Source organism: Neobacillus sp. K501, from assembly GCF_053749995.1.
Genome location: NZ_JBSLYA010000008.1, coordinates 79,074 through 103,337, shown reverse-complemented (window position 1 = coordinate 103,337; position 24,264 = coordinate 79,074). Strand labels below are relative to the sequence as shown.

Below are 24,264 nucleotides of genomic sequence, written 5' to 3'. Positions count from 1 at the left end.
CTATTTTCTGACTGGAGATCATTATGATTATTAATTCACAAGAATTTGATGTAAAAGGCATGCATTATAGTATTAGATCTGCAATGGAAGAAGATGCAAAAGTGCTATCGGATTTAAGACTACAAATTGATGGTGAGACAGAAAATTTAGACAGGGAACCAGGGGAAGCATTCATCGATGAAGAAGGATTCCAACAAATTATTAGGAAGGATACGAAAGAAAAAAGAAATTTGTTCTTAGTTGTGGTAGTAAATGATCGTATTGTTGGGTTTTCAAGATGTGAAGGCCATCCTTTAAAAAGATTTTCTCATAAAGTTGAATTCGGAGTATGTGTATTGAAAGAGTTTTGGGGATACAGCATTGGAAAAAACCTCTTAAAAGAAACTATTCATTGGGCAGATTCTCATGATATAAAAAAAATCACCTTAAATGTTTTAGAAACAAATGATAATGCCATAAAGCTATATAACAAACTTGGCTTTGAAATTGAAGGTGTACTAAGAAATGATAAAATCCTTTCAGATGGTAAATTTTACAACACCATTATCATGGGAAGACTTAATCTTTAGCCAGCGAATTTTTGAATAGCACATTTTTCGGTTAGAATCAAAGTTGATTCTGACCGAAATTTAAAAAAGGCTGCCTTTACGGCACCCTTTAGCGAAAATTAGTAAAATTTTTTTAAGTCTTCTATAAAAGCTAATACGGCTTCCTCTTTTGTTGCCCAAGATGTCACGAGGCGAATCACAGAGTGCTCGTTATCAACTTTCTCCCAAATATGAAATGCATACTTGCTCTGAAGCTCATTTATAATGGAATGAGGCAAAATAGGAAAAAGCTGATTGGATGGCGAATGGGTGAGAAACTTTATATTTAAACTAATTAGTTCCTCTTTCAGCAAAGCTGCCATTTTATTAGCATGTCTTGCCAGATCAAAGAACAGATTGTCTCGAAAAAGTTCAAGAAATTGGGTGCCAAGCAGTCTCCCTTTAGCAAGAAGGGCTCCTTTTTGCTTCATATGGTAGCGAAAATCCTCTTTCAACGAATCTCGGCAAATCACTAAAGCCTCACCCAAAAGAGCTCCATTCTTTGTCCCGCCAATATAGAAAGCATCAACAAGGGATGGAAGATCACTTAGCACAAGATCGCTTTCTTCCGAACACAATGCAGATCCTAGTCTAGCACCATCCATAAATAATAAAAGGTTATTTCCATCACAGAATTCCCGTAACCGTTCCAGTTCAATCTTTGAGTAGATAGATCCAATTTCTGTAGAATTCGATATGTACACGAGTTTCAGCTTTACCATATGCTCATCGGTATGTGTATCCAAAACTTCCTTTAATTGTAATGGCGTAAGTTTCCCATCCTTCGATTCAATCGATAAGATTTTATGGCCAGTAGCTTCAATTGCACCTGTCTCATGACCAAGAATATGGCCGCTACTAGCTGCCATTGCTGCCTCATGAGGTCTTAGGAAAGCTGAAATAGCGATAAGATTAGTTTGTGTCCCACCTGAAAATAAGTGAATATCAACATCTGGACTTCCCATTCGTTCTTTTAAAAATCCAATCGCTTGTTGAGTATATCGATCTTCTCCATAGCCGTCCTCCTGCTCCAGGTTCGTTTCTACTAATGCATTCAGAATCCTTGGATGTGCTCCTTCACTATAATCGTTTTTAAAGCTGTACAATGATTTTCCCCCGCCCTCACTAAGTGTCTCTTCATCAGAAAAGTTTCTTCTATTATACTCAAACTTTCCAATCATACACAAAAAAAGAGAATCCGAAAGGAAGAAGTCAATTGTAGTAAGGATGCAATAACGATAACATACCTAACATTTAGCTTTGTTAAACTGACAAGCAATCATCTTAATTTAGAAACTACCCACCTCCTCTTTCTCCTTGTGGGTGACTAGTGATTCGATGACATATGCTTTTTCAAATCCATCTTTGATCGCGTTGCTGATGGAACCAGGATCGTTGGCGTCACCGATGACAAAAACATTTTCAAAATGGTTTAGAAAAGTTTTTTCTAAAGGATTGTAAGCTTCTGTACCCATAGAAAAAACGACATGATCAACTTCCATATCCACTTCACCCTCGAATAAAATGGAATTAGATTGGATCCTCTTTACCTTTTGCCCCTCCATAACCTCCACATTTGCCTTTTTCAACCGATTCATAAACATTGCTTTTGTATGTGGAGAAACTTTTTCCCCCGTGGCAGTCGGAATATCGATCAAAGTTACCTTGTTCCCCTTTTTTGCAAGCTTACTTGTGACACTATAACAAACCATCCCACTGCCAATCACGGCAATATTTTGGTTTTCAAACTCCTTGCGTTCCAATAATACATCTTCATAATCACTGACAAACGACAAACTGCTTCCCTCAACATCCAAAATAATCGGTTTCGCTCCTGTTGCTAAGAAAACGGCATAAGGCTGTAACGACTGAATAGTATCAACGGAAGCTTCTGTATTTAATCGAACATCCACTTGTAACCGTACCATTTCGTTGCTTAAATACTCGATGATCCAGTTCATTTTCTCTTTTGCAACTGGTGTTGTCACAAGATTCAATTGCCCGCCAAGCTTATAATCCCTTTCAAATATCGTTACCGAATAGCCTTTTAAGGAAAGGACCCTCGCCACTTCCATTCCAGCTGGGCCGCCGCCAACGACGGCTACAGTACGTTTTTCATCAATCGATATTATTTCTGGAAATTCTAATTCACGTCCTGCTCTCACATTGACCGAGCACTGAACATGTGCTTGTGACCGGGTACAATATAGACAACAGATACACTTTCGAATTTCCTTCTCACGGCCTTCTAACGCCTTTTTCGCCCACTCTGGATCAGCTATATGAGAGCGACCCATTGCAATAAAATCGGCCCGTCCCTCGGCAAGAATGCTTTCGGCAAATTCTGGTTCACGGATGACTCCAACTGTAATGACAGGAATATTCACTTCTTTCTTGATCGCCTCTGCCAAATACACTCTCCAGCCCTGCTCGAACATCATCGATTCAATGATTTTATCCATTGAATTATAATTACCACAGCTAGCATGGATGGCATTTACTCCGATTTTTTCTAAATAGCGACCAATCTTCTTACTCAGCTCCACATCTGTTCCACCCTCTTCAAACTCATCAATACTAAGTCTGACAGATACCGGGAAATCCTCGCCACATTTATCTTTAATCCCTGTAACAATTTCTTCTAAAAATCTCATTCTATTCTCAAAGAAACCGCCATACTCATCGGTACGCAAATTGGTATTGGGGCTTAAAAACTGGTTTATAAGGTAGCCATGTGCACCATGCAGCTCGACTCCGTCTACTCCCGCATTTTTACAGCGGATAGCACCCTTAACAAATTTATTCACGATTTCTTTCACTTCAGAATGGGTTAATTCTCTTGGTTCTTCCCCAATCGCCCTACAGGTAACAGGGCTAGGAGCAACTATTTGCTTACCGCCTGTCAGCATCGAATTGGACTCTCGGCCTGCATGGTGTAGTTGAACGAAAATTTTTGCGCCATATTTATGTACCACATTGGCTAATCGATGGATTCCGGGAATAAAACGATCTTCGTCAATTCGTAATTGATTTACCATTCCCTTACCTAACTCATAATCAATGGAAGTAAATTCAACGATAATTAACCCCGTTCCTCCCTTGGCTCTTTCTTCATAGTAACGAATTTGGTGATCGCTCACTTCTCCATTGGGACCGGCCAAGTTGGTTCCCATTCCAGGCATGACAATCCGATTCTTCAATCGTAATTTACCAATACTACCCGCTTCAAATAGATGTTGGTACTTCATTTAGAAAGCCTCCTCTTGTATTGCTCACTACTTCACAATTATATGTACAGTAAATATTATAATGAAAAGGAGCAAAGGATTATGTGAATTTGAGGTGACAACTTTTCAATTATTCTTGGAAAAAGTTTTTAATATTGCCAAATTCCTTCGGAGGATATACTAATTTTATTCAGAGGGTAAAAGGAGATATAAAATATGTATACTCACAGGAAACTTCCTCCGATTACTATTCTTGTCTACGTCTTCCTCTATTATTTTTGGATCATTTTATTTAAAGATAATAAAGAAATTCTCACTATTGGTTCTGATCTATTACAAATAACCGCTCCGATTATCGCATTCTTTTGGTTGTTCCATACGTACAATAATACTAAAAATAAAAATCGGTCATTTTGGTTATTTTTAGCAATTGGTTGTTTATCTTTCATTATTGGAGAAGCAATTTGGAATTATTATGAATTATTTTTACAACTTACACCACCATATCCAAGCTGGGCAGATTTATTTTGGCTATTACAATATGTTTTCTATATATTTGCTTTTGGCACAAGGATGTATTTTTTTAAACATTCATTTACAACTATTCGCTTTTTTATTGATACGGTGATTGTTATGGTAGTTGCTGTTGTCTTGAATTGGGAATTCATTATTCATCCAGCATTTAAATCCCTAGATTCTAATAGTGTATTATTTAATATCACATATTTAGGGTACCCGATTGGAGACTTGTTTCTATTATCGAGTGCGTTAAGTTTATTCTTAATATCTGATGCTACCATTCCAAGAAAATCCTTCTTATTAATCATTTTCGGATTTTTAATCAATTTTATTGTGAATTCATCATTTTCCTATCTGGTGATTAATAATAGTTATAATTCAGGAAATTTTATTGATCCCTTATGGGCATTATCTAATATGCTTGTTGGGTTAGCCGGATTATATGCTAATGTATCGACTGGAGAACTTCAAAAAGAAATTCAACATCATCGTTCTCGGCATTTTCTCTCCTTATTTTCTGTAACCATACTGCTAGTGTTTACCATTCGTAAACATTATCAGATTATGGAAGTGTTGACCTATGGATTAGCGTTTGTCATTGTTCTATTAATGATAAGGTTGGTAATAACATTAACCTATAATGAAAAGCTGTTATTCAAACAAGAAGAACTAACAGAAGACCTCCTCAATAAAAATCTTGAATTGCAAACGATGAATCAAAACCTCTCGGAAAAAGAACAGCAATTAAATGACGTTTTTAATAACCTGGACGCCGTAATCATGTCAATAGACTTACAAACGAAAAAAATCATAACCTCACCTGGCGTTGAAAAGATCTTCGGCTTTCCCACCGAAGATTTGCAAAGAAACCATTTACTTTGGAAAGAAGCCGTCCATCCAGAGGACAAAGAAGTGGCTGATGAAATTGACCTTACGATATCACAAGCGATTACTAAAACTTCCTTACACGTGTTTCGAACAATCTTGCCGGGTAAACAAATTAAATGGATACAATTGCTTAGAACTCCGATCCTAGATGATCAGGGACAATTAATAAAAATAAATGGAGTTTTCACCGATATCACAGAGCATAAGAAAGCAGAAGAACAGATCGAATATATGGCCTACTATGACGATCTTACCCGATTACCTAATCGTAATTTATTTTATAAGCGTTTAAATCAAGAAATGGTTCGTGCTTCGGAAAATCAAAAGAAGCTTGCAGTGATGTTTATGGACTTAGATCGCTTTAAAACTATCAATGATTCACTTGGACACCATATTGGCGATCTTCTCCTTCAAGCGGTATCGGAACGATTAAAAACTTTGTTAAATGACCATCCAATCATATCCCGTATCGGTGGAGATGAGTTTACTATCGTCCTCCCATCTGATCAGAATTCAGAGTACGAGAACCTAGCAAAAGAGGTAATTGAGTTATTTACCAGACCTTTTTTGCTTGAGGGGCATGAAATTTTTATCACACCAAGTATTGGTATTAGTTTGTTTCCAGATCACGGGAATACAGAAGATGAATTAATTAAGAAAGCCGATTTGGCGATGTACTACGCGAAGGATCGGGGGAAAAATAATTTTTATGTATATACCACTGGGCTAGAAAAAATCCATTCAAGAAAAATGAAATTAGAAAATTATTTAAGACGGGCAATTGAAAAACATGAATTGTCCCTTCACTATCAGCCTAAAGTGGAGTTAACCACTGGAAAAATCATTGGGATGGAGGCATTGATTCGTTGGAACCACCCTATACTCGGCAATATATCTCCCTTAGAGTTTATACCTCTCGCTGAAGAATCGGGCCTGATTATTTCTATTGGTGAGTGGGTATTAAAAACTGCTTGTCAACAAAATAAAGAATGGCAGAAATTTGGAGTGCCATGCATTCCGATTTCCGTTAATGTTTCTGCCCGTCAACTTAATTCTGATATTGTTGGGACGGTGTTTAAAGTCCTACAGGAAACTCAACTGGATCCATCCTGTTTAGAATTAGAAATTACTGAAAGTGTGATGCAAAATATAAACGAGTCATCGCTCATTCTGAATGAACTAAAAGACTTAGGAATTCAGCTTTCACTTGATGATTTTGGAACTGGCTATTCATCTTTAAGCTATCTGTCCCATCTTCCAGTTGACAGTGTCAAAATAGATCGTTCTTTTATTCATGACATCTTAAATAATAATGGCGGTATTTTGGTTAAGACAATTATTGACATGGGAAGAAACCTGAATTTCAGTGTCATCGCGGAAGGTGTTGAAAATGAACAACAAATTCGCTTCCTTCGAGAAAATAACTGCTTTATAGCTCAGGGCTATTATTATAGCCCGCCTGTGCCAAAAGAGAAAATGTTACCGCTACTTCTACAATCAAATATTAAAAATATTTTTTTATAGACTAAAAAGAGGCACCCTTTTCGGTGCCTCGCCTATGAAACATACAATAAAAAGCCAATTTAACCAAGTTCTATTCTTTTCCATCTACTACTTCTTTAAAAATTTCATAAGAGCGTTTTTGTTTTTCAGGATCATAAATATAAGAAACAGCCATGATTTCATCCACATTATACAATTCTTGAAATCCCGTTAGTTGTTGGCGGACCGATTCTTTGTTTCCCAACAGTGTCACACTTGACATCGATTTAGCCATTTCCTCTTCGGCAGGACTCCAAAGCCCAGCCATACTTTCAACAGGAGGACTAAGTGGATTTTGCGAGCCGCGAACCACATTCAAGAAAAATTGCTGCATCGAAGAGGATAAGAATTTTGCCTCATCATCGGTTTCCGCTGCAATCACGTTTAAACACACCATCATATATGGCTTATCCAAGTACTCGGAGGGCTGGAATCGGCTTCGATAAATAGAAATCGCTTCTTCCATAAATCTTGGTGCAAAATGAGCAGCAAAGACATATGGTAATCCTAATTTTGCTGCTAAATAAGCAGAATCAGTGGAAGAACCAAGAATATAAATGGGTATATTTGTCCCTACACCCGGATAGGATTTTACGTATCCTTGTTGTTCTGCTGGACCAAAATAGGTTAGCAAAGATTGAACATCATCAGGGAATGTATAGACAGAATCATTTTTTGAACGTCTTAACGCATTGGCAGTCATCATATCAGTCCCAGGTGCGCGGCCAAGTCCCAGCTCCACCCGATTAGGGTAAATCGTTGCCATTGTCCCAAATTGTTCGGCCACCACTAATGGAGAATGGTTTGGCAGCATTATCCCGCCTGACCCAACACGAATCGAGGTTGTGTGCTCTAAAACATGCTTAATTAGGATCACCGTTGCTGAACTAACAAGTGTTGGACTATTATGATGCTCAGCAATCCAATAGCGTTTGTAGCCCATGGATTCTGTTGCTTGGGCTAAGTCGACCATAGACTCAATTGCCTCACTTGGGGTCTGTCCTTTGCGGATTGGAGCTAAATTTAGTATGGATAAAGGTATATGAATGTCAGCCATATTAATTTTCCTTTCAATTTGAAGATATCTCTATAGTAACAATTCAGGTACAGGATACAAACTGAATTGCTCAGCGTAAATCCATCCTGCCTTATTTTATGTCATTTCTAAATGGCCAATACTCCATTTCTATCGAAAACCCCCTTCTTTAAAAAATGGAAGAATCCCCCTATTACTACTATGTAAAGAAACTGTCTTTCTCCTGTAATACTATTCTATTTTTTATGATCATAGAAATAGAGTTGTATCAGAGATTCAATTTAACCTAGGAGGATTCGAATTATGAAAAAACTGATTATTCTACTCACATTTTTGGCATCGTTGTTAATGACCTCTCCAGCATTTGCTTATACTGTGAAAACTGGTGACACCATGAGCCAGATTGCCAAATTACATAACTTAACTTTGCAACAATTAGCAGAAGTAAATCCACAAATACCGAACCTTAATCTCGTTTATGTTGGCCAAAACGTAAATCTCATCGGGACCGACAACTCAAGTGCTCAGGAAATAGTGAATAATCCCCTTTCAGAAAGTGAAAGAGATTTGCTAGCGAGATTAGTAAGAGCAGAGGCGCAAACGGAAACATTCGAAGGAAAAGTTGCCGTCGCTTGTGTTGTTCTTAATCGAGTCGAACATCCACAGTTTCCTGACTCTGTGAAGGATGTCATTTATCAGGACGGGCAGTTTCAACCTGTTCAAAATGGAGCCATTAATAAGCCTGCCGATGAAGAATCGATTAGGGCAGTCAATGCTGCTTTAACTGACCAGCGTGAGCTTGCACCGGGAGCATTATTTTTCTATAATCCCGCCATTGCCACCAGTCGTTGGCTGGATTCTAGAGAAACTACGGTTGTTATAGATTCGCATGTTTTTAAAAAATAAGCTTTGTTATTTTTCATAGTTAATTTTCGTGTAAGAATTTACAAAAAAAAACATCCTCACTATTAATCCTTCCAAACATAAACTCATTTAAAAGGATCATAATAGAGTTAAAGGAAGTGATCTTATTGACAAATGAAACCATTGTTGAGGAATTAAATACATTATTAAGAGGGACCTACATGGGGATTCGTTCGCTTGAACATTATATTCAAAAAACCGAGGATCTTGAACTTAAAAAACACTTACAGTCGATGCAGCAAGAGGTTAAGCAAAATGCTCAAAAATTAGCAGAACGTATTCAGAATCTTGGGGGATTACCTGCAGACGACGAAGGCTTCTCAGGATCAATACATAGTTTTATGCATAAAGTAATGCTTCCTGAAGATTCCTCAAAAATGATTGAAGATGCAATAAATGGAATGGTCAACTACGGTGTTCAGTATTCTGAAGAACTTGTTAAGGGGGATCTTGATCCGGAAAGCAGACAACTAGCCGAGGAAGTCATTGATACTAGTAGAAAACATGCCGTACAATTAGAAAATTTACTGGCAAACTAATAGAGGATATTTGACCAGTAACGACAGATATCCCCTTTTTTTTAAAAGCTAACTCAGAGTAGTTTACATAATATTATTATTTGTTACTTAATGGTGATAAATTTCGTTCCCTATACATTCAATGCTTACCTCGGCGCTGTAGATATAGTTTTTTCTTTATTTCTCTTTCAACTGTTTGAAAAAATTTCTCTATTCCCTTGTTTCGATTATTTAGGATAAGGTCTGAGGCGGCTGCGATTGTTCCTGTCATCTCTACATCTGCCTTGCCTGTTAATGTACTAGCTTCATTTATTTGGATTATTGCTATACCTTTTATTTCTCCAATTTTGCTCTTTCCCTTCACCAGCAATTGATAAAACGATGGATGCTTTTCTTTTACAATCCTGACCTCTAATTTAAAAATATCTTTTATCGGACCAAGTCGAATATCTATTTCCGCTTGATATGACCCCTTTGTAACTTCAAGAAAAGATCTACAATTCGGGATTGAGCTTTTTAGAACCACTTCATCCCTCATATACTTCCATACAATGTTCCTCGGGAGCCCAAAGGTATGTTTGACTTCGATCTTCAAATTATCCCCTCCATTGAAGGTTCGATCTTTCTTAATCCATATTTATGATGTTTTTTGGTTATTCAGGAGTAATTTTAATGAATTTTCCAGCGAAAAATAAAAAGACCTCCCTTTACTCGCAGAGGTCTTAATAGAATTATCGTGTTATTTTTTATAAGCTTCAAAAACAAATGTTTGTTTACTACTACCATTTTGACACATTACTTAAATAAAATTACTTCTTTTAGCAGCTAACTCCTCACTCTCAAAAACACGATTCTTTCCCATGTTTCCACCAAAAATAACGACATTCTTGAATTCCGCATAAAGAATATCCCCTTTCCTAATATGACCTATCTCCCAATACTGCTCTTTATTCATCTCTGCCTCAAATAAGGCTTGGGTATCAAGTCGCCGTAATTCAATCCTCACAGTGGAACCAATCATGTGAATATGAGTCACTTCTGAAAGGATGCTATTCCCATGCTTCGTTTTTCGAAGCTTGATTTCATGCGGTCTAATAAATTCAATACGGTCATGGGAACCAGAGGTATGATCCAATAGTGACTCCCCATGAAATTGATTTACTCTTCCCAAAAAGCTATAAACGAAAGCGTTAGCTGGGTTCTCGTATACTTCCACAGGTGAACCGATTTGTTCAACTTTCCCCTGATTCATCACGACGACGGAATCGGCCATTTCAAGAGCTTCTTCTTGATCATGGGTTACAAAGATTGTCGTGATATTTAGTTTTTGGTGAATTTCTCTTAACCAATGACGCAGCTCTTGCCGTACCTTGGCATCGAGTGCTCCAAATGGTTCATCTAAAAGCAGCACCTTTGGCTCAACAGCCAAAGCCCTTGCCAAAGCAATCCGCTGTCTTTGTCCACCAGACAACTGGGAGGGATATCGCTTTGAAACATGTTCCAGTTGAATCAATTTCAATAATCCTTCCACTTTTTCTTCTATCTCTACCTTGGAGGGACGAGCCTTTCGCGGTTTTACCTTCAGTCCAAAGGCAATATTCTCAAATATGTTCATATGCTTAAACAATGCATAGTTTTGAAAGACAAAACCTACACTGCGCTCTTTCACTGATTTATTGGTAAAATCCTCCTCATCAAAAAGAATTTTTCCTTCATCCAGCCTTTCTAATCCAGCTATAAGCCGAAGGAGTGTGGTTTTCCCTGAACCCGAAGGACCTAAAAGGGCAACAAACCCTCCAGTTGGTATTTCAAAATCAACCTGACTAACGGCTGCAAACGTACCAAACGTTTTGGATACGTTTTGAATGGTGATCCCCATTTCTTTCATTTCCCCTCTTTATTTGTATTTCTGTGTTTTCCACTCGACAATACTTTTTAAAACCAAGGTCAGTAACGCAAGAAGAGCTAACAAGGAAGCAACAGCAAAAGCTGCAGTAAAGTTGTATTCGTTGTACAAGATTTCCACATGGAGAGGGATTGTATTTGTTAAACCTCTGATGTGACCAGATACAACAGAAACCGCTCCAAACTCACCCATCGCTCGTGCATTACAGAGGATAACTCCGTAAAGTAAGCCCCATTTAATATTTGGTAAGGTGACCCGTAAGAACGTTTGCCAGCCGTTTGCCCCGAGTGTAATCGCTGCCTGCTCTTCCTCTGTTCCATGCTCCTGCATGACTGGAATTAATTCTCGTACGACAAAGGGAAAAGTAACAAAAATGGTTGCCACAATAATTCCCGGAACCGCAAAAATAATTTTTAAATCATTTGACTCAAGCCATGGGCCGATTAATCCCTGTGAGCCAAATAAGAATACAAATACTAAACCTGCAATGACTGGTGACACGGCAAATGGAATATCAATTAGCGTAATCAGGATATTTTTACCCTTAAAATCAAATTTTGCAATCGCCCAGGCGGCAATAATACCAAACAAGGTGTTAATTGGTACGGCAATGATTGCGGTGATTAAGGTTATTTTAATCGCAGCCCATGCATCCGGCTCGGTCAAAGCTAAAAAATACAACCCCATTCCTTTTTGAAACGCTTCTGTAAACACTGCAATTAAAGGTACAAGAATGAATATACCAAAAAAAACCAGAGCAATCGAAATAAGCAGCCATTTATGAATACCACCAGTATTTACCCTGGGTTTAATTTGGTTGTCAATTATCATCTTTTCACGAATTATCATAATATAGGGTCCTCTCAAATCGCTTTGTGCTTTTTGACTGTTTTCCATTGCCAATAATTGATTAAAAATAATAGCAGGAAAGAAAAAACAAGCATGACGGTGGCAATGGCTGCAGCACCGGCATAATTAAATTGCTCGAGTTTTGTAATGATTAGCAATGGAACAATCTCTGTTTTCATTGGCATATTACCGGAAATAAATACAACTGATCCGTATTCCCCCAATGCTCTAGCAAAAGCAAGAGCAAAACCAGTCAGGATCGCTGGGAAAATCGCAGGCAGGATTATTTTTAGAAAGATTTGCAGCGAGCTTGCACCAAGGGTTGATGCTGCCTCCTCGTATTCTTTGTCCAAATCCTGCAATACTGGCTGGACTGACCTCACGACAAAGGGTAGCCCAATAAAGGTTAGCGCAATCATTATTCCAAGTGGTGTGAATGCAACCTTGATTCCAACGGCTTCAAAATATTGCCCAATCCATCCCTTGGGAGCATAAATGGTTGTTAGAGCGATTCCTGCAACGGCTGTTGGAAGTGCAAAAGGAAGATCTACAAACGCATCAACCAGCCGCTTGCCCCAGAAATCATATCTGACAAGAACCCAAGCAATCAGTGTCCCAAAAACCGCATTGATTACTGCAGCCATTAGAGAGGTATTAAATGTTAACTTATAGGAAGCAATTACTCTTTCATCGGTCACCGTCTCCCAAAACTCAGCGAAGGTCAGTGTCGATGCTTTTAAGAATAATGCGGCAATCGGAATAAAGACGATCAAGCTGAGGTAAATGACCGTATAGCCCATCGAAAGTCCGAATCCTGGCAATAATCGGTGCGTTTTTTTCAGTTTTAGCACTTAGAAACTCTCCTTACGGTTTATAGATTTCATCAAAGATACCGCCATCATCGAAGTGAGTTTTTTGTGCTTTTTTCCAGCCGCCAAACAATTCGTCAATAGTGAATAGATTAATTTCCGGGAACTGGTCAGCATATTTATCTGCAATCTTTTTAGAGCGTGGACGGTAATAATTTTTGGCAGCAATTTCTTGGCCTTCCTCGGTATACAAATATTCTAAATAAGCATTTGCCACCTCGGTTGTTCCATGTTTTTCTGCTGTCTCATCAACAACCGTTACAGGAGGCTCAGCCAGAATACTGACAGATGGGACGACAATTTCAAATTGATCCTTACCGAGTTCATTCAAGGCGAGAAATGCTTCATTTTCCCAGGCGATTAGGACATCACCAATTTCTCTTTCCACAAAGGTTGTCGTCGACCCACGGGCACCTGAGTCTAAAACCGGTACATTTTTAAAAAGTTTGGTAACGAATTCCTTTGCCTTTGCTTCATCATCATTGTTTTGTTGCAGGGCATACCCCCATGCTGCAAGGTAATTCCATCTAGCACCACCTGATGTCTTTGGGTTTGGTGTTATTACTGAAACTCCTTCCCTTACAAGGTCATCCCAATCTTTAATTCCTTTGGGATTCCCCTTTCGAACAAGGAAAACAATTGTTGATGTATAAGGCGAACTGTTATATTCCAGTCGTTCCTGCCAATCTGCTGGAAGCTTCCCTGATTCTGCGGCAATAGCATCGATATCATAGGCTAATGCTAGGGTGACAATATCTGCCTCGAGACCATCAATAACGGAACGGGATTGTTTCCCTGAACCTCCATGAGATTGGTTAATCGTTACCTTTTGACCCGTTTCTTTTTCCCAATGAGCAGCAAAGCTTTTGTTAAATTCTTCATAAAGCTCTCTCGTTGGGTCGTAGGATACATTTAATAATTCCACTTCCTTTTTATCTTTCTTATTAGAGCTAGAGGTTACGGACTCTTGATTGGAGCAGCCAACAGCAACTAGTAATAATAAGGATAATAGGGTTAACCAAGTTTTTTTCATCATTTTCATAACTCCTTTTTCGTGAAATTGCTGGGCTTTTTCCAATTAAAAAAGCCCCATAGTTTATTTAACGTACATTTTTACGTACGATAAAAACTAAAGGGCCTTCGGTTGTCCGAACGGCTCATCCTATTCAACTTCCTTTTCATGGTTATTCTTTCCGTTTCAATTTGCTTGTCAATGCTTGCTGTTTCCGCAATGGAAGACGATGTTTCTCTAAGCGATCGATTTGTGTAATCTGTGAGTCGTGGACCGTAATTTGAACGGTACCAAACTCCAATCCTTCTAGTAAACTAGCTATTTTCTCCAACGTTTGCTGATCCAGACCACCTTTTAACGACAACATAATCCTCTCCTTCTAGCTTTGTCATTCTGTTTTCTAATAAATCTTCCAGCAATCAATTCCGACTAACTCAATAGGTTTACTGTAATTCATATCATAGTGGGTATTTTTAGAAAAATCAATAACTTTTAAAAATTTTATCAAAAAATAAAAGCCACTTTAAAAGTGGCTCATTACACAGCTTGTTCCAGATAAATTTACGTAATTACTTCCATTCCAGCATTTCAATCCGATTTCCAAACGGGTCTGAAACGTAAAAACGATTTGCTCCGGGAAGCTTATTGTCCTCGATAATTTCAATTCCGCTTGTTCTCAAGTGATTTTTCAAAACCTCAATATTTTCAATTTCAAATGCTGGATGTGCCTTCCTAGCAGGAGAAAAAGGCTCTTCCACCCCAATATGGACTTGAACATTTCCACATCGAAACCAAACACCACCGCGTTTCTTCAGTTCCTCCGGTTTTTCTATTTCCTCAAAACCTAGTAAATCTATAAAAAATTCCCGAGCTCTTTCTTCACTCCCCTTAGGTGCGGCTAACTGAATATGATCAATCGCTTTAAAGGTAAACATTGTATCTCTCCCCTTTGTTAGTGTTAACTCCCAACTATTTAATTCTATTAGAGTATTTAATAACCTTCCATTCATTCCTATTAATATGTGATTAGCCATGAATAGGGACCTTAAGCTTGGTATTTCTTGCTAACCGGGAGTATTTCTCGCTATCCGAGAGAATTCACCTATAATCCAGGTCAATTTCTTGACGCAACTTCCAAGCATTGTTACGATGGTTGAAAAAAATAATAGAGATATTCTAGACAGAAGGGATACCTTTGATTCAACTACAAAAAAATGATAAATCTATACACTTTCTTATTACACTCGTAATCACTTTCCTCGGCGGATTGTTTTTTTCCATCTTACATATTCCAGTTCCATGGCTTCTAGGGCCGATGGCAGCTGTGCTAATTGGCTCTAAATTAGGGAAAATCTCATTCTATTGGCCTGTAAGGATAAGAGATATCGGTTTAATGATCCTTGGCTATTCCATCGGTTTGGCGTTTACCAAAGAAGCTCTCACCCTAATTGTTGCGAAACTGCCCCTTATGCTGCTGTTAACCGTCATTCTCGTAAGCTTTTGTGCCGGAATTGCCTGGGTTGTTTCCAAGCTGACAGGGGTCGATTATCCGACAATCCTCATAGGTAGCATTCCAGGAGGACAGTCGCAAATGATCACCTTTGCCGAAGAGATGAAAGGGATTGACATCACCACCGTCACCTTCCTCCAGGTAACAAGGGTATTATTAATTATTTCATTCGTTCCATTTCTCGTTTTTAGTCCAATTTTTTTTCAAACAGCAGGTTCTACTGTCAATCAAATGAATTTGCAAGCAACTCAATCATTTTCTCCAGTCATCGTCCTATTTGTTGTTGTATGTATCCTATCTGTTTATTTTGGGAAAAAGTTAAGATTTCCAACTCCCTATTTGTTAGGTCCAATATTAGGTGCTGCCGTATTGACCATTTTGGATCTGGAAGGACCCCCGCTTCCAAACGCGCTATTGGACTTTTCCCAATTTATGATTGGCAGCTATATTGGACTATTGCTAAAACCGGAGAAGTTAGAGAATAAAACAAAAATCATCACATTAGGGATCGTTAGTGGGATTGTGATGATTTTCGGATCATTCATCTTAAGCAGTTTGCTCGTCAAAAATATCCCGATTAGCCCAACAACCAGCTTCTTAAGCTTAGCTCCTGGCGGTGCTGATCAAATGGCGATTCTTGCCCATGAGGTCGAGGCCGATATATCCATGGTAACAGGTTTTCAGTTATTCCGGCTTTTCTTTATTTACTTTGCTGTTCCCCCCATCTTAAGATGGATATTTCTTAAAGGAAGATTGGCTAAATCTGGTTAGCTTTGCCATAAGTAAAGGCTTGTCTCCTGACAAGCCTTCTTCATCCTTCATATGCTTTTTTGCTACTCAACTGTTTCAGCTCCCTATCACTAATTTGAGGATAGCAGCCAATTTTTTGCCTCTTTAGCATTGTGAAATACTCTAAAGGCAGTCCCTTTGTTATATTCTCTTACCAACTCTTTAAAACGAGCGTTGAATTTGTCCTCATTTATGATTGCAGCTGCTTTGATGTTATAATTGATTAGTTTTTGCAGAATCGTACCTGCCAATCCTGTTCTTAATGTTAAAAAGTCATCGGATAATAAACCCTCATGGATTAATACAAGGTTAGCATCATTTTCGAAGCAAATTCTAATCATATCTAGACCGTCCTGTTCAGATTGAATGATTCTCCCTGGTGAAGATAAAATTATATAATTTTTGTTATTTTCTGTAGCTACTTGATAGTTCATTTTATATTCCTCCTTGATTGCAATCGGCTTATTTTTCGATGAAGAATAAATTTCTTTATCTGGTGCCAATGTTTGAGTTAATTCCTCACGCAAATCTTTCAGCCATAACAACTCATTTTCATAAGATTTAATCATGTTTTTATAGATAGAATCCCAAATGATTTTTTCCCTTTTATTCCTACTTGGGGAGTAATACCCTAAAGACTTTTCTTGCTCTAAAAGAATCATCCGTTCCAGATCCTGTTCATAGAAAGTTAGCAATATTTTCAATTCTTCTTCCTCTAAATATCCTGACCACCCAAGCTGTATAAGGAAGTTTTTTTTGATCTCGGGTAGTATTGGTGGTGAGTGCAACCAATTTTTCAGTTCATTTAAACCATCATTTGTAATCGTGTAAACTTTCTTAGAAGGTGAACTATTTTGATGAAAAATCTCATTGGTTACAAAACCCTCGTTATTCAGTTCCATCAATGCCTTATATATTTGATTGTTATTCCCTGACCAAGGCATAAAAGGTGATTCTTGGATCAATTTTTTCAGGTCATAACCTGTCATTGGTTTATGACTTAACAGACCTAATATTGCATAATTAATTGACATGAAGGACATCTCCTTGTTTAACATATGTTAATGATAACATATGTTGCAAAATTAAAGAACCATTCAATATTTCAAAGTTTTTTCAAGCTCAATAGATCCTTTTCTAAGTCTCAGGTCTTAGCAGGATTTAAACCTTGAGTGCGTTTTGTTTACACAAAAGTCATTTTACAATTAGATAAAATGGTTTTTGCTGCTTTTGAAAGGATGTATTTTATTTATGAAAGGTAAATCACTCCGAGAAATTTCAGTTCATATTTTTTTATCAGGTCTAATAATTTACTTAATGCTGACCTATTTACCAACACTTAAACTATTTTATAAATCAAGCATTATTTTCATCACGATTGCAATTCTTCTCTTAGATCTTTATATTCTCTCCTTCAAGGATAAGGCCTATTTAAAAACAACGAGAATATGTTTAATTCTTTTAGCGATATTCACTTTCATCGTATTCTTGATTTATTATTTGACATCGTTCTTAGTATTAACAGATGACTATGGTATTGAACAGGTATTAAGAGATCATGCACCTGCTGCAAAGGTCATTTATTTTCTCCTCTGTTTTGCTCAACCGATATTATTACCCATCCCTGAAGCCGTCACCGTTCCTGCCGGCAGCGCAGTTTTTGGACCTTTTCCAGCCGCTATTTTAAGTTTTACAGGAACCATGACGGGGATAGTTATGATGTTTTTTATCGCCAGACTTGGTGGTCAAAAGCTTGTATTAAATTGGGTAAAAGAAAAGCATTTAAGAAAATATCAACAATATGTTGGAAAAAATGAAACCCTCATTCTCTCCATTCTTTTCATTGTTCCGCTTCTGCCCGATGAAATAATATGTGTTGGTGCAGGGATTAGCGGCGTATCATTTGTTCGATTTCTCAGCATTGCCTCGATCGCCAAATTGATTACGTCTTTCGTGCTAGCCTATGCCGTTGAATTAGCAAAAGCGCTCTCCTTATCAAGTTCAGAAATCGTCCTTATGGTTTCTCTAATTCTCGGATTCCTGTTTGTAATCACCTTATTAACTAAGAAAATATTAAAAAAGAACAAAAGCATTTCTCAAATAGATAGTTAGGATCATAAAACAAAGAGAGCAGTGGTGCCGAAAAATCCCACTGCTCTCTCTTATTCTTTAATCTTTAATCCTAGTAATTTAGAAAAACCAATCGCTTGTTCGGTAGATACTGTACAGCCATTCAAGCTTTCCACCGAGACATTTAGCTGTTCGTACGTACAGGTGCTAAGATCGATTCCTTTCAGCAAGGTTTGTCTAAAGTTAACATCATTTAAGTCACACTGGTAAACTTCAACCTTACTAAGCTTGCTATCATAAAAATTAGCACTTCTTAATGTTGAATTTTCAAAACTGACTTGTTTGAAACGGGCGTCGGTAAAGTCACTTAAACTCACATCACACTGTTCAAATGATACATTCCCTAGATTCGCTTCGGCAAAATCCACCCCTAATAATTTACAATCTTTAAAAGACACCCGATGGATAATCCCTTCACTAAACCTGACATTCGATAAATTACAATTTTCAAAAATAACATCACTCATATCAATCTTGTAAAAAACAGCATTTACAAATGATACATTTCTAAAAATAACTTTAGAAAAGTAGACTTTATCAATTACCTCATTATCCGCCCTAGCACCCATAACGGTACAGTTAAATAACTGTGGATCTTCATCAAAGTAAATATCTTGGAAATTTGCACTATTCAGTAGAGCAGGAATCTGCGGCCGGTCAATTTTCATTCTTTTTGTCATATTAACACCCTTTATAAATACTTTTTTCTAATATAGTTCTCATTCTATAGAAAAAATGAAAGATTATTAGTCTTTATTTTTTGGTCCAGCTGTGGCAAGGATTATTTTCAACGAACAAAACGAGCTAAATTGTTCTAGCTCGCTTTGTTTGTTTATAAATCGAAATGGTTTTTGCTATTGCGGCATCTTGCTCATGTCCATATGAACGACATTCCAGCGATGACCATCTAGGTCTGCTATTCCGCAGCCGTACACCCAACCCTGGTGCTCTGCAGGTTCACCAAAAAGGGTGCCGCCTGCTGCAACAGCTTTCTCTGCTAAATCATCTACCTCTTCTCTACTTTCAGCATCAATCGAAAACAATACTTGTGTAGACTGTTTTGTGTCGGTGATTTCATGTTTTGTGAAGTTTTTGAAAGTTGCTTCCGGAAATAACATGACATTTGCATTACCAATCATTAATTGTGCTTGATCATTTCCATTCTGCTCCAAATTAAATCCCAGTTTTGAAAAAAATTTAACAGATCGGTCAATATCTTTTACCGGCAAGTTGATCCAAAATTGTTTGGACACCATAATCAAATCCTTTCCAATTTCTTCTTCCGTATTACTACTCACAATTATCATGAGAGGCAAAATCCAATCAGGTTTATCCTTTACAATTATTGCGGTTTCTATTTTACAAATTGGAAATACTATGTATAAGTATTAAACCTAGGAGGTTTATTAATGTGAGTAGGTTATCCATTTTTGCCTTAGGCGGAGTTAATGAAATCGGAAAAAATATGTATGTCGTCCAATATGGGGATGATATGGTCATCATTGATTGTGGTGGAAAGTTTCCGGACGAAAGCTTGTTAGGGATTGACTTAATTATCCCTGATATCAGTTATTTAGAAGATCATCAGGAAAAAATACGTGGGTTAATTGTCACCCATGGGCATGAAGACCATATCGGCGGGATTCCTTACTTTTTAAAAAAATTAAATGTACCGATTTTTGCAACACGGTTCACTCTCGGATTAATTGAATTAAAATTAGACGAGCATCGACTTTCTCGAGATACCAAACTCGTGACCATTGACTCTGATTCTCAGCTGGATTTCGGGAAAATGCAGGTCTCCTTTTTCAAAGTCAGCCATAGTATTCCTGACTGCCTTGGGATTGTTTTTCACACACCAGAAGGGAATGTCGTTCATACCGGTGACTTTAAGTTTGATTTAACACCAGGAAATAACCAATATTCGGATATTCACAAAATGGCAGAGATCGGGAATCAAGGTGTAATCGCATTAATCTCTGAAAGCACGAATGCCGAACGGAAAGGTTTAACTCCATCAGAATACATGGTGGGTGAACATATGCTTGAGGCGTTCATCAAAGCGGAAGGAAAAGTGTTTGTCTCGACCTTTGCTTCAAATGTGAATCGTGTTCAACAAGTGGTGGAAGCGGCGATCAAAACGAATCGGAAGCTTGCTTTGCTTGGAAGGAGTATGGTGAATGTAGTCGATGTTGCGATGGAACGGGGTTATGTCCAGATTCCTGAAGGTATGCTGATTGAGGCAAATCAAGTTGAGCAATTGGCACCTGATAAGGTAGCGATCCTCTGTACGGGTAGTCAAGGTGAGCCAAACGCTGCTCTAGGTCGTCTCGCCAGTGCTAATTATCGCGACGTTACGATTTATCCTGGAGATACAGTGATTTTAGCCGCCTCTCCTATTCCCGGAAATGAAAAGGATGTTTCCCGGATCATTGACAATTTATTTCAACTTGGTGCCAAAGTTATTTATGGTTCTGGTAGTACCACAGGCATGCATGTTTCTGGACACGGCTATCAGGAAGACCTGAAGTTGATGCTTACTTTAATTAAACCAACCTACTTTATTCCAATCCATGGTGAATATCGGATGTTGCACCATCACCGATTGTTAGCTGAATCAGTTGGGGTTGAAAAAGGAAACACGTTTATTATCAAGAATGGCGATGTCGTGGATATCGAACACTCCGTAGCCCGTCAAACCCGCAGTATTCCTGCCGGGGACACGTACGTTGACGGCGTGAGTGTCGGCGATGTTGGAGAAATCGTGCTCCGCGACCGGAAACAGCTTTCTGAAGATGGCATGCTAGTCATAGTATTAACGATAAGCAAAGCTGACCGCAAGATCATTCAAGGTCCTGATACGATCACCCGAGGCTTCGTGTATGTTAAAAACTCAGAAGGTCTCCTCAAAGACATTAACCGCCTCGTCAAGAAAACGATGGATGATCTCCAATCAGAAAATATACGCCAGTGGAGCGTTATAAAACAGAGCATTAAAAAATCCATTGGGAACTATATCTTTACACATACAAAAAGAAAACCAATGATTCTGCCGATTATCATTGAAATATAAAACTCGCCGTGATCAGGATTTGATCACGGCTTTATGCTATTAAGGAAAGACCTTATCAAAATGTTCAACAGTAGGAAATGGGTCATAGAAATGATGTAATTGTTTTTTCCAGTCTTGATATTCATTTGATTGCCTGAATCCAACTGTATGATCTTCCAATGTCTCCCACTCCACCAAGAGCAAGTATTTGCCCTCTACTTCAATACAACGCTGCAATTCATGAGAAATATATCCTTTCATGGATGAAATGATTTCAGATGCCCGCCGAAAGGCTTGTTCATATTCCTCTTCCATTCCTCGCTTAACCTGTAACATTACCGCTTCCACTATCATCTAATCTCTCCCTTCTAGCAAATGATTCCTTTTTTAACCTCTACATTAACTTTACATTTTTTTAAATAAAATGGGTAGTATTTGTCTTTTCATAATTATTTAGATTGACTCGTTAATCTTTCATGCTCCTCTTCAATACTAGATGTTTCAATTCGTTCAAATAATGGATCCACGTAGGACAAAGCTTGCGACTTAAGTGAAATTGATTTCCAACTCGTTTCTGTTATATTTATCATCTTTTTAACTTTCTCGCTGGAAAAAGGAAGAAATGGTGTTAAAATATTTGCTAGATTTGCAATCAGGAAAACACAATCCGCAATTGTTTGTTTACAGGCATTCGTGTCATCATGGACCTGTTTCCACGGTTGTTGATCGTCAAAGTATTTATTCGAGAATCTTATTACCTCGAAGATTTTTTCTAACCCTTGTTTAAAAGAGGAAGCCTCAATTAGATTACCGACTTCTTCATACAATTGATCTATTTTTTGATGTATCTCTAAGGAAATGTTCTTACCAGGTATCACACCCGCAAATGATTTTTGTATAAATTTCAATGTTCGGTTGACAAAGTTACCATAAGCCCCTAATAATTCACTGTTATGACTATAAATAAATTCTCTCCATGAAAAATCAGCATCGCGGCTTTCAGGTGCGTTAATGGTTAAAAAATAGCGGATCGAATCAGGTTCGTATCTTTCTAAAATATCCGGTACCCAAACAGCCCAATTTTTACTTGTTGACAATTTTTTCTTTTCTAATGTGAGATATTCATTGGATACGATATGTGTTGGTAAAGGTTCTTTCCCTATACCCGCCAGAATTCCAGGCCATATGATCGAATGAAAAGGGATATTATCCTTTCCGTGCACATAATATGATTTTGTTTCTGCGCTCCAAAATGGCGCGTCATCTTGATCGGTTTCCTTAGCCCATAGTTTACTGGCCGTATAATATCCGGAGACCGCTTCAATCCATACATAAATTTTCTTGTCTTCATAGCCCTCAATGGGAACACTCACACCAATGGGAAGATCCCTTGATACTGCTCGATCCTGCAAACCTTCTCTTAGATAACGTTTCGAAAGTGAAAGGGCATTTTCACGCCACAGCTTCTTATTTTCTGCCTCTTGCGTATAGTTTTCCAATTGTGTTTGAAAAGAGCTTAAAGAAAAGTAAAAATGCTCGGTAAATCGAGTTGTCGGCGGGTGTCCACAAATTTTGCACTTTATATCTAACAATTCAAGAGGCTCTAAAATGGTCGAACAATGATCACATTGATCACCTCGTGAAGGCTGTTTACAAACTGGACAGATGCCTTCGACATATCGCTCAGGTAAAAATTGTTCACAGTTTTCACAATATGTTTGCTCAATTTCCTTTTTGTAAATGAAGCCCTTTTCGAGTAACTCTAAAAATATCTCTTGAACAATTTTATGATGATGTTCAGTATCTGTTCTAGTGTAGGTATCATAAGTGAAACCTAATTTTGAAAAGCAATCACTAAATTCTTTGTGATATCGGTCAGCAATTAAGTTGGGAGATACCCCTTCCTGCCTTGCCTTAATCGCAATCGGTGTTCCGTTACAATCACTCCCTGACACATATAAGACTTCTTCCCCTTTTAACCTGTAATATCTCGCTAAAATATCGCCAGGAAGCAGACTTGAAATGTGGCCCAAATGTAAAGAGCCGTTCGCATACGCCCAAGCCCCGCCAATAAAAATACTCATCCAAAAAACCTCCTTAAAAAATAAAAAACCCCGCCTTAACTATAAAAGTTAAGGACGAGGTTTGAATTCCACGTGATACCACCTTATTTTGCAAACAGCTCACACTATTTGCCTCAACAAGTACGGAGCAGACTTTCCTACTCTTATACTGTGACATTGATAACGAGTGCCAAAACTCGTCGTAGCCTACTAATACACCAAGGTATGTTCAGTACGAAGCTCAGAGACCATTGTTCAAATGAGTGTTTTTGCTTCTTTTCAGCTACCGAAGCTCTCTGTGAAAAACTTCTTCATTCTACTTTTTCTCATCTGCGCCTTTATCTGATAATTATCAATAGTTTATTCATTTTATTTGATAATGTCAATATTAAAACAATCATGATTTTATTTGCAATCTAGTAATTCTACCTATTAAAACCATAGTCTCTTATTATAATCGTATTCTAGGATATCAAAATTCTCTTCCGTTTCTATATTGGGGGTGCATTCCTCACAAGGCTCTTCTGAATGGTTGTGCTCACATTGTTTAATTAAAAGTTCCATTGATTGTCTCCCCTCTCATCTTTATACTATTATACTAATGGAAACGCTTACATATGTCATTAGGTTTTTTTTGGTAATTTCGGCTTAGTATAAAAGGTAGAATCACCTTCTTTTAATGATGAGTCTCCCTATTCGATTTGACAATAATTTTACAATGAATAAATAATCCCTTAATAAAAGTCGGATAAAATGAAGTTATCAATTAAAAACTGAATGGTCCACGGGGGTGAAGATTTTGAAGGATTTCTTAGTTAGAATCTTGATTTTAATCCCAATTTG

23 protein-coding genes and 1 other annotated feature are annotated in these 24,264 nt (G+C 37.8%); of the genes, 7 read left to right on the top strand and 16 right to left on the bottom strand.

Translation table 11 applies throughout. The features are described 5' to 3' along the window. Window positions 1–23: 23 nt before the first annotated feature. On the top strand, window positions 24–569 hold the full coding sequence (locus tag ACWM35_RS17830) for an N-acetyltransferase family protein (RefSeq protein ID WP_454820197.1): 546 nt from the start codon (window positions 24–26) through the stop codon (window positions 567–569). Between the two features lie 98 nt (window positions 570–667). Here the strand turns inward: ACWM35_RS17830 and ACWM35_RS17825 are convergent, their stop codons facing one another. Next, a complete protein-coding gene (locus tag ACWM35_RS17825; RefSeq protein ID WP_454820196.1) occupies window positions 668–1,693 on the bottom strand; it encodes a threonine aldolase family protein in 1,026 nt (341 codons plus the stop codon). Between the two features lie 183 nt (window positions 1,694–1,876). Continuing rightward, window positions 1,877–3,835 carry an oxidoreductase gene (locus ACWM35_RS17820; RefSeq protein WP_454820195.1) on the bottom strand — a complete coding sequence of 653 codons (1,959 nt, stop codon included), beginning with the start codon at window positions 3,833–3,835 and terminating at the stop codon, window positions 1,877–1,879. Between the two features lie 195 nt (window positions 3,836–4,030). Between ACWM35_RS17820 and ACWM35_RS17815 the strand changes: the two genes are divergently transcribed. Next, on the top strand, window positions 4,031–6,745 hold the full coding sequence (locus ACWM35_RS17815; protein WP_454820194.1) for a putative bifunctional diguanylate cyclase/phosphodiesterase: 2,715 nt from the start codon (window positions 4,031–4,033) through the stop codon (window positions 6,743–6,745). 70 nt (window positions 6,746–6,815) lie between these two features. On the opposite strand, the gene ACWM35_RS17810 is transcribed toward ACWM35_RS17815, so the two are convergent. After that, entirely contained in the window at window positions 6,816–7,820 is a 1,005-nt protein-coding gene (locus ACWM35_RS17810; protein WP_454820193.1) for an LLM class flavin-dependent oxidoreductase, read from the bottom strand. Window positions 7,821–8,102: 282 nt separating this feature from the next. Here ACWM35_RS17810 and ACWM35_RS17805 point away from each other — a divergent pair, with 282 nt between their 5' ends. Then, a complete protein-coding gene (locus ACWM35_RS17805; protein WP_454820192.1) occupies window positions 8,103–8,705 on the top strand; it encodes a cell wall hydrolase in 603 nt (200 codons plus the stop codon). Window positions 8,706–8,830: 125 nt separating this feature from the next. After that, window positions 8,831–9,262, top strand: a complete 432-nt coding sequence (locus ACWM35_RS17800) for a DUF2383 domain-containing protein (protein WP_454820191.1) — start codon at window positions 8,831–8,833, stop codon at window positions 9,260–9,262. 118 nt (window positions 9,263–9,380) lie between these two features. On the opposite strand, the gene ACWM35_RS17795 is transcribed toward ACWM35_RS17800, so the two are convergent. From ACWM35_RS17795 to ACWM35_RS17765, 7 genes are all read right to left on the bottom strand, one after another. Beyond that, window positions 9,381–9,836 carry a CoxG family protein gene (locus tag ACWM35_RS17795; RefSeq protein WP_454820190.1) on the bottom strand — a complete coding sequence of 152 codons (456 nt, stop codon included), beginning with the start codon at window positions 9,834–9,836 and terminating at the stop codon, window positions 9,381–9,383. Between the two features lie 204 nt (window positions 9,837–10,040). Then, window positions 10,041–11,120, bottom strand: coding sequence for a sulfate/molybdate ABC transporter ATP-binding protein (locus ACWM35_RS17790; RefSeq protein WP_454820189.1), 1,080 nt, complete (start codon window positions 11,118–11,120; stop codon window positions 10,041–10,043). Window positions 11,121–11,138: 18 nt separating this feature from the next. Continuing rightward, window positions 11,139–11,978 (bottom strand): sulfate ABC transporter permease subunit CysW, encoded by an 840-nt coding sequence (gene cysW / locus ACWM35_RS17785; protein WP_454820368.1) that lies wholly within the window; start codon window positions 11,976–11,978, stop codon window positions 11,139–11,141. Between the two features lie 32 nt (window positions 11,979–12,010). Next, entirely contained in the window at window positions 12,011–12,847 is an 837-nt protein-coding gene (gene cysT, locus ACWM35_RS17780) for a sulfate ABC transporter permease subunit CysT (protein ID WP_454820188.1), read from the bottom strand. A gap of 13 nt (window positions 12,848–12,860) precedes the next feature. Continuing rightward, the gene (locus tag ACWM35_RS17775; protein WP_454820187.1) at window positions 12,861–13,901 is read right to left on the bottom strand and encodes a sulfate ABC transporter substrate-binding protein; all 1,041 of its coding nucleotides are present in this window, start codon (window positions 13,899–13,901) and stop codon (window positions 12,861–12,863) included. 148 nt (window positions 13,902–14,049) lie between these two features. Next, entirely contained in the window at window positions 14,050–14,244 is a 195-nt protein-coding gene (locus ACWM35_RS17770; RefSeq protein WP_454820186.1) for a YezD family protein, read from the bottom strand. A 202-nt stretch (window positions 14,245–14,446) separates the two neighbouring features. After that, window positions 14,447–14,812 (bottom strand): VOC family protein, encoded by a 366-nt coding sequence (locus ACWM35_RS17765; protein ID WP_454820185.1) that lies wholly within the window; start codon window positions 14,810–14,812, stop codon window positions 14,447–14,449. A gap of 260 nt (window positions 14,813–15,072) precedes the next feature. Here ACWM35_RS17765 and ACWM35_RS17760 point away from each other — a divergent pair, with 260 nt between their 5' ends. Beyond that, window positions 15,073–16,158, top strand: a complete 1,086-nt coding sequence (locus tag ACWM35_RS17760) for an AbrB family transcriptional regulator (protein WP_454820184.1) — start codon at window positions 15,073–15,075, stop codon at window positions 16,156–16,158. A gap of 89 nt (window positions 16,159–16,247) precedes the next feature. On the opposite strand, the gene ACWM35_RS17755 is transcribed toward ACWM35_RS17760, so the two are convergent. Next, window positions 16,248–17,210, bottom strand: a complete 963-nt coding sequence (locus ACWM35_RS17755) for a DUF4180 domain-containing protein (protein ID WP_454820183.1) — start codon at window positions 17,208–17,210, stop codon at window positions 16,248–16,250. Between the two features lie 217 nt (window positions 17,211–17,427). On the opposite strand from ACWM35_RS17755, the gene ACWM35_RS17750 reads away from it, so the two are divergent. Next, window positions 17,428–18,288 carry a TVP38/TMEM64 family protein gene (locus ACWM35_RS17750; RefSeq protein ID WP_454820182.1) on the top strand — a complete coding sequence of 287 codons (861 nt, stop codon included), beginning with the start codon at window positions 17,428–17,430 and terminating at the stop codon, window positions 18,286–18,288. A 50-nt stretch (window positions 18,289–18,338) separates the two neighbouring features. On the opposite strand, the gene ACWM35_RS17745 is transcribed toward ACWM35_RS17750, so the two are convergent. Next, the gene (locus ACWM35_RS17745; protein WP_454820181.1) at window positions 18,339–18,986 is read right to left on the bottom strand and encodes a pentapeptide repeat-containing protein; all 648 of its coding nucleotides are present in this window, start codon (window positions 18,984–18,986) and stop codon (window positions 18,339–18,341) included. A gap of 174 nt (window positions 18,987–19,160) precedes the next feature. Continuing rightward, window positions 19,161–19,613 (bottom strand): VOC family protein, encoded by a 453-nt coding sequence (locus ACWM35_RS17740; protein ID WP_454820180.1) that lies wholly within the window; start codon window positions 19,611–19,613, stop codon window positions 19,161–19,163. Between the two features lie 98 nt (window positions 19,614–19,711). On the opposite strand from ACWM35_RS17740, the gene ACWM35_RS17735 reads away from it, so the two are divergent. Continuing rightward, the gene (locus tag ACWM35_RS17735; RefSeq protein WP_454820367.1) at window positions 19,712–21,379 is read left to right on the top strand and encodes a ribonuclease J; all 1,668 of its coding nucleotides are present in this window, start codon (window positions 19,712–19,714) and stop codon (window positions 21,377–21,379) included. A 39-nt stretch (window positions 21,380–21,418) separates the two neighbouring features. Here the strand turns inward: ACWM35_RS17735 and ACWM35_RS17730 are convergent, their stop codons facing one another. The 3 genes from ACWM35_RS17730 to ACWM35_RS17720 form a co-directional block, all read right to left on the bottom strand. Continuing rightward, window positions 21,419–21,712, bottom strand: a complete 294-nt coding sequence (locus ACWM35_RS17730) for an antibiotic biosynthesis monooxygenase family protein (RefSeq protein ID WP_454820179.1) — start codon at window positions 21,710–21,712, stop codon at window positions 21,419–21,421. Between the two features lie 95 nt (window positions 21,713–21,807). Further along, window positions 21,808–23,442: a methionine--tRNA ligase gene (gene metG, locus ACWM35_RS17725; protein WP_454820178.1), complete on the bottom strand. Its 1,635-nt coding sequence runs from the start codon at window positions 23,440–23,442 to the stop codon at window positions 21,808–21,810. A 47-nt stretch (window positions 23,443–23,489) separates the two neighbouring features. Continuing rightward, window positions 23,490–23,763 (bottom strand) — a binding site (T-box leader). 90 nt (window positions 23,764–23,853) lie between these two features. After that, window positions 23,854–23,985 (bottom strand): hypothetical protein, encoded by a 132-nt coding sequence (locus tag ACWM35_RS17720; RefSeq protein ID WP_454820177.1) that lies wholly within the window; start codon window positions 23,983–23,985, stop codon window positions 23,854–23,856. Window positions 23,986–24,264 lie beyond the last annotated feature (279 nt).

Bases quoted from the DNA above. Each gene is read 5' to 3' on its own strand.
- ACWM35_RS17830 (WP_454820197.1), top strand. From the start codon at position 24: ATGATTATTAATTCACAAGAATTTGATGTAAAAGGCATGCATTATAGT.
- ACWM35_RS17820 (WP_454820195.1), bottom strand. From the start codon at position 3,835: ATGAAGTACCAACATCTATTTGAAGCGGGTAGTATTGGTAAATTACGA.
- ACWM35_RS17815 (WP_454820194.1), top strand. From the start codon at position 4,031: ATGTATACTCACAGGAAACTTCCTCCGATTACTATTCTTGTCTACGTC.
- ACWM35_RS17810 (WP_454820193.1), bottom strand. From the start codon at position 7,820: ATGGCTGACATTCATATACCTTTATCCATACTAAATTTAGCTCCAATC.
- ACWM35_RS17805 (WP_454820192.1), top strand. From the start codon at position 8,103: ATGAAAAAACTGATTATTCTACTCACATTTTTGGCATCGTTGTTAATG.
- ACWM35_RS17790 (WP_454820189.1), bottom strand. From the start codon at position 11,120: ATGGGGATCACCATTCAAAACGTATCCAAAACGTTTGGTACGTTTGCA.
- cysW (WP_454820368.1), bottom strand. From the start codon at position 11,978: ATGATAATTGACAACCAAATTAAACCCAGGGTAAATACTGGTGGTATT.
- ACWM35_RS17775 (WP_454820187.1), bottom strand. From the start codon at position 13,901: ATGATGAAAAAAACTTGGTTAACCCTATTATCCTTATTATTACTAGTT.
- ACWM35_RS17770 (WP_454820186.1), bottom strand. From the start codon at position 14,244: ATGTTGTCGTTAAAAGGTGGTCTGGATCAGCAAACGTTGGAGAAAATA.
- ACWM35_RS17765 (WP_454820185.1), bottom strand. From the start codon at position 14,812: ATGTTTACCTTTAAAGCGATTGATCATATTCAGTTAGCCGCACCTAAG.
- ACWM35_RS17755 (WP_454820183.1), bottom strand. From the start codon at position 17,210: ATGTCAATTAATTATGCAATATTAGGTCTGTTAAGTCATAAACCAATG.
- ACWM35_RS17750 (WP_454820182.1), top strand. From the start codon at position 17,428: ATGAAAGGTAAATCACTCCGAGAAATTTCAGTTCATATTTTTTTATCA.
- ACWM35_RS17745 (WP_454820181.1), bottom strand. From the start codon at position 18,986: ATGACAAAAAGAATGAAAATTGACCGGCCGCAGATTCCTGCTCTACTG.
- ACWM35_RS17740 (WP_454820180.1), bottom strand. From the start codon at position 19,613: ATGATAATTGTGAGTAGTAATACGGAAGAAGAAATTGGAAAGGATTTG.
- ACWM35_RS17730 (WP_454820179.1), bottom strand. From the start codon at position 21,712: ATGATAGTGGAAGCGGTAATGTTACAGGTTAAGCGAGGAATGGAAGAG.
- metG (WP_454820178.1), bottom strand. From the start codon at position 23,442: ATGAGTATTTTTATTGGCGGGGCTTGGGCGTATGCGAACGGCTCTTTA.
- ACWM35_RS17720 (WP_454820177.1), bottom strand. From the start codon at position 23,985: ATGGAACTTTTAATTAAACAATGTGAGCACAACCATTCAGAAGAGCCT.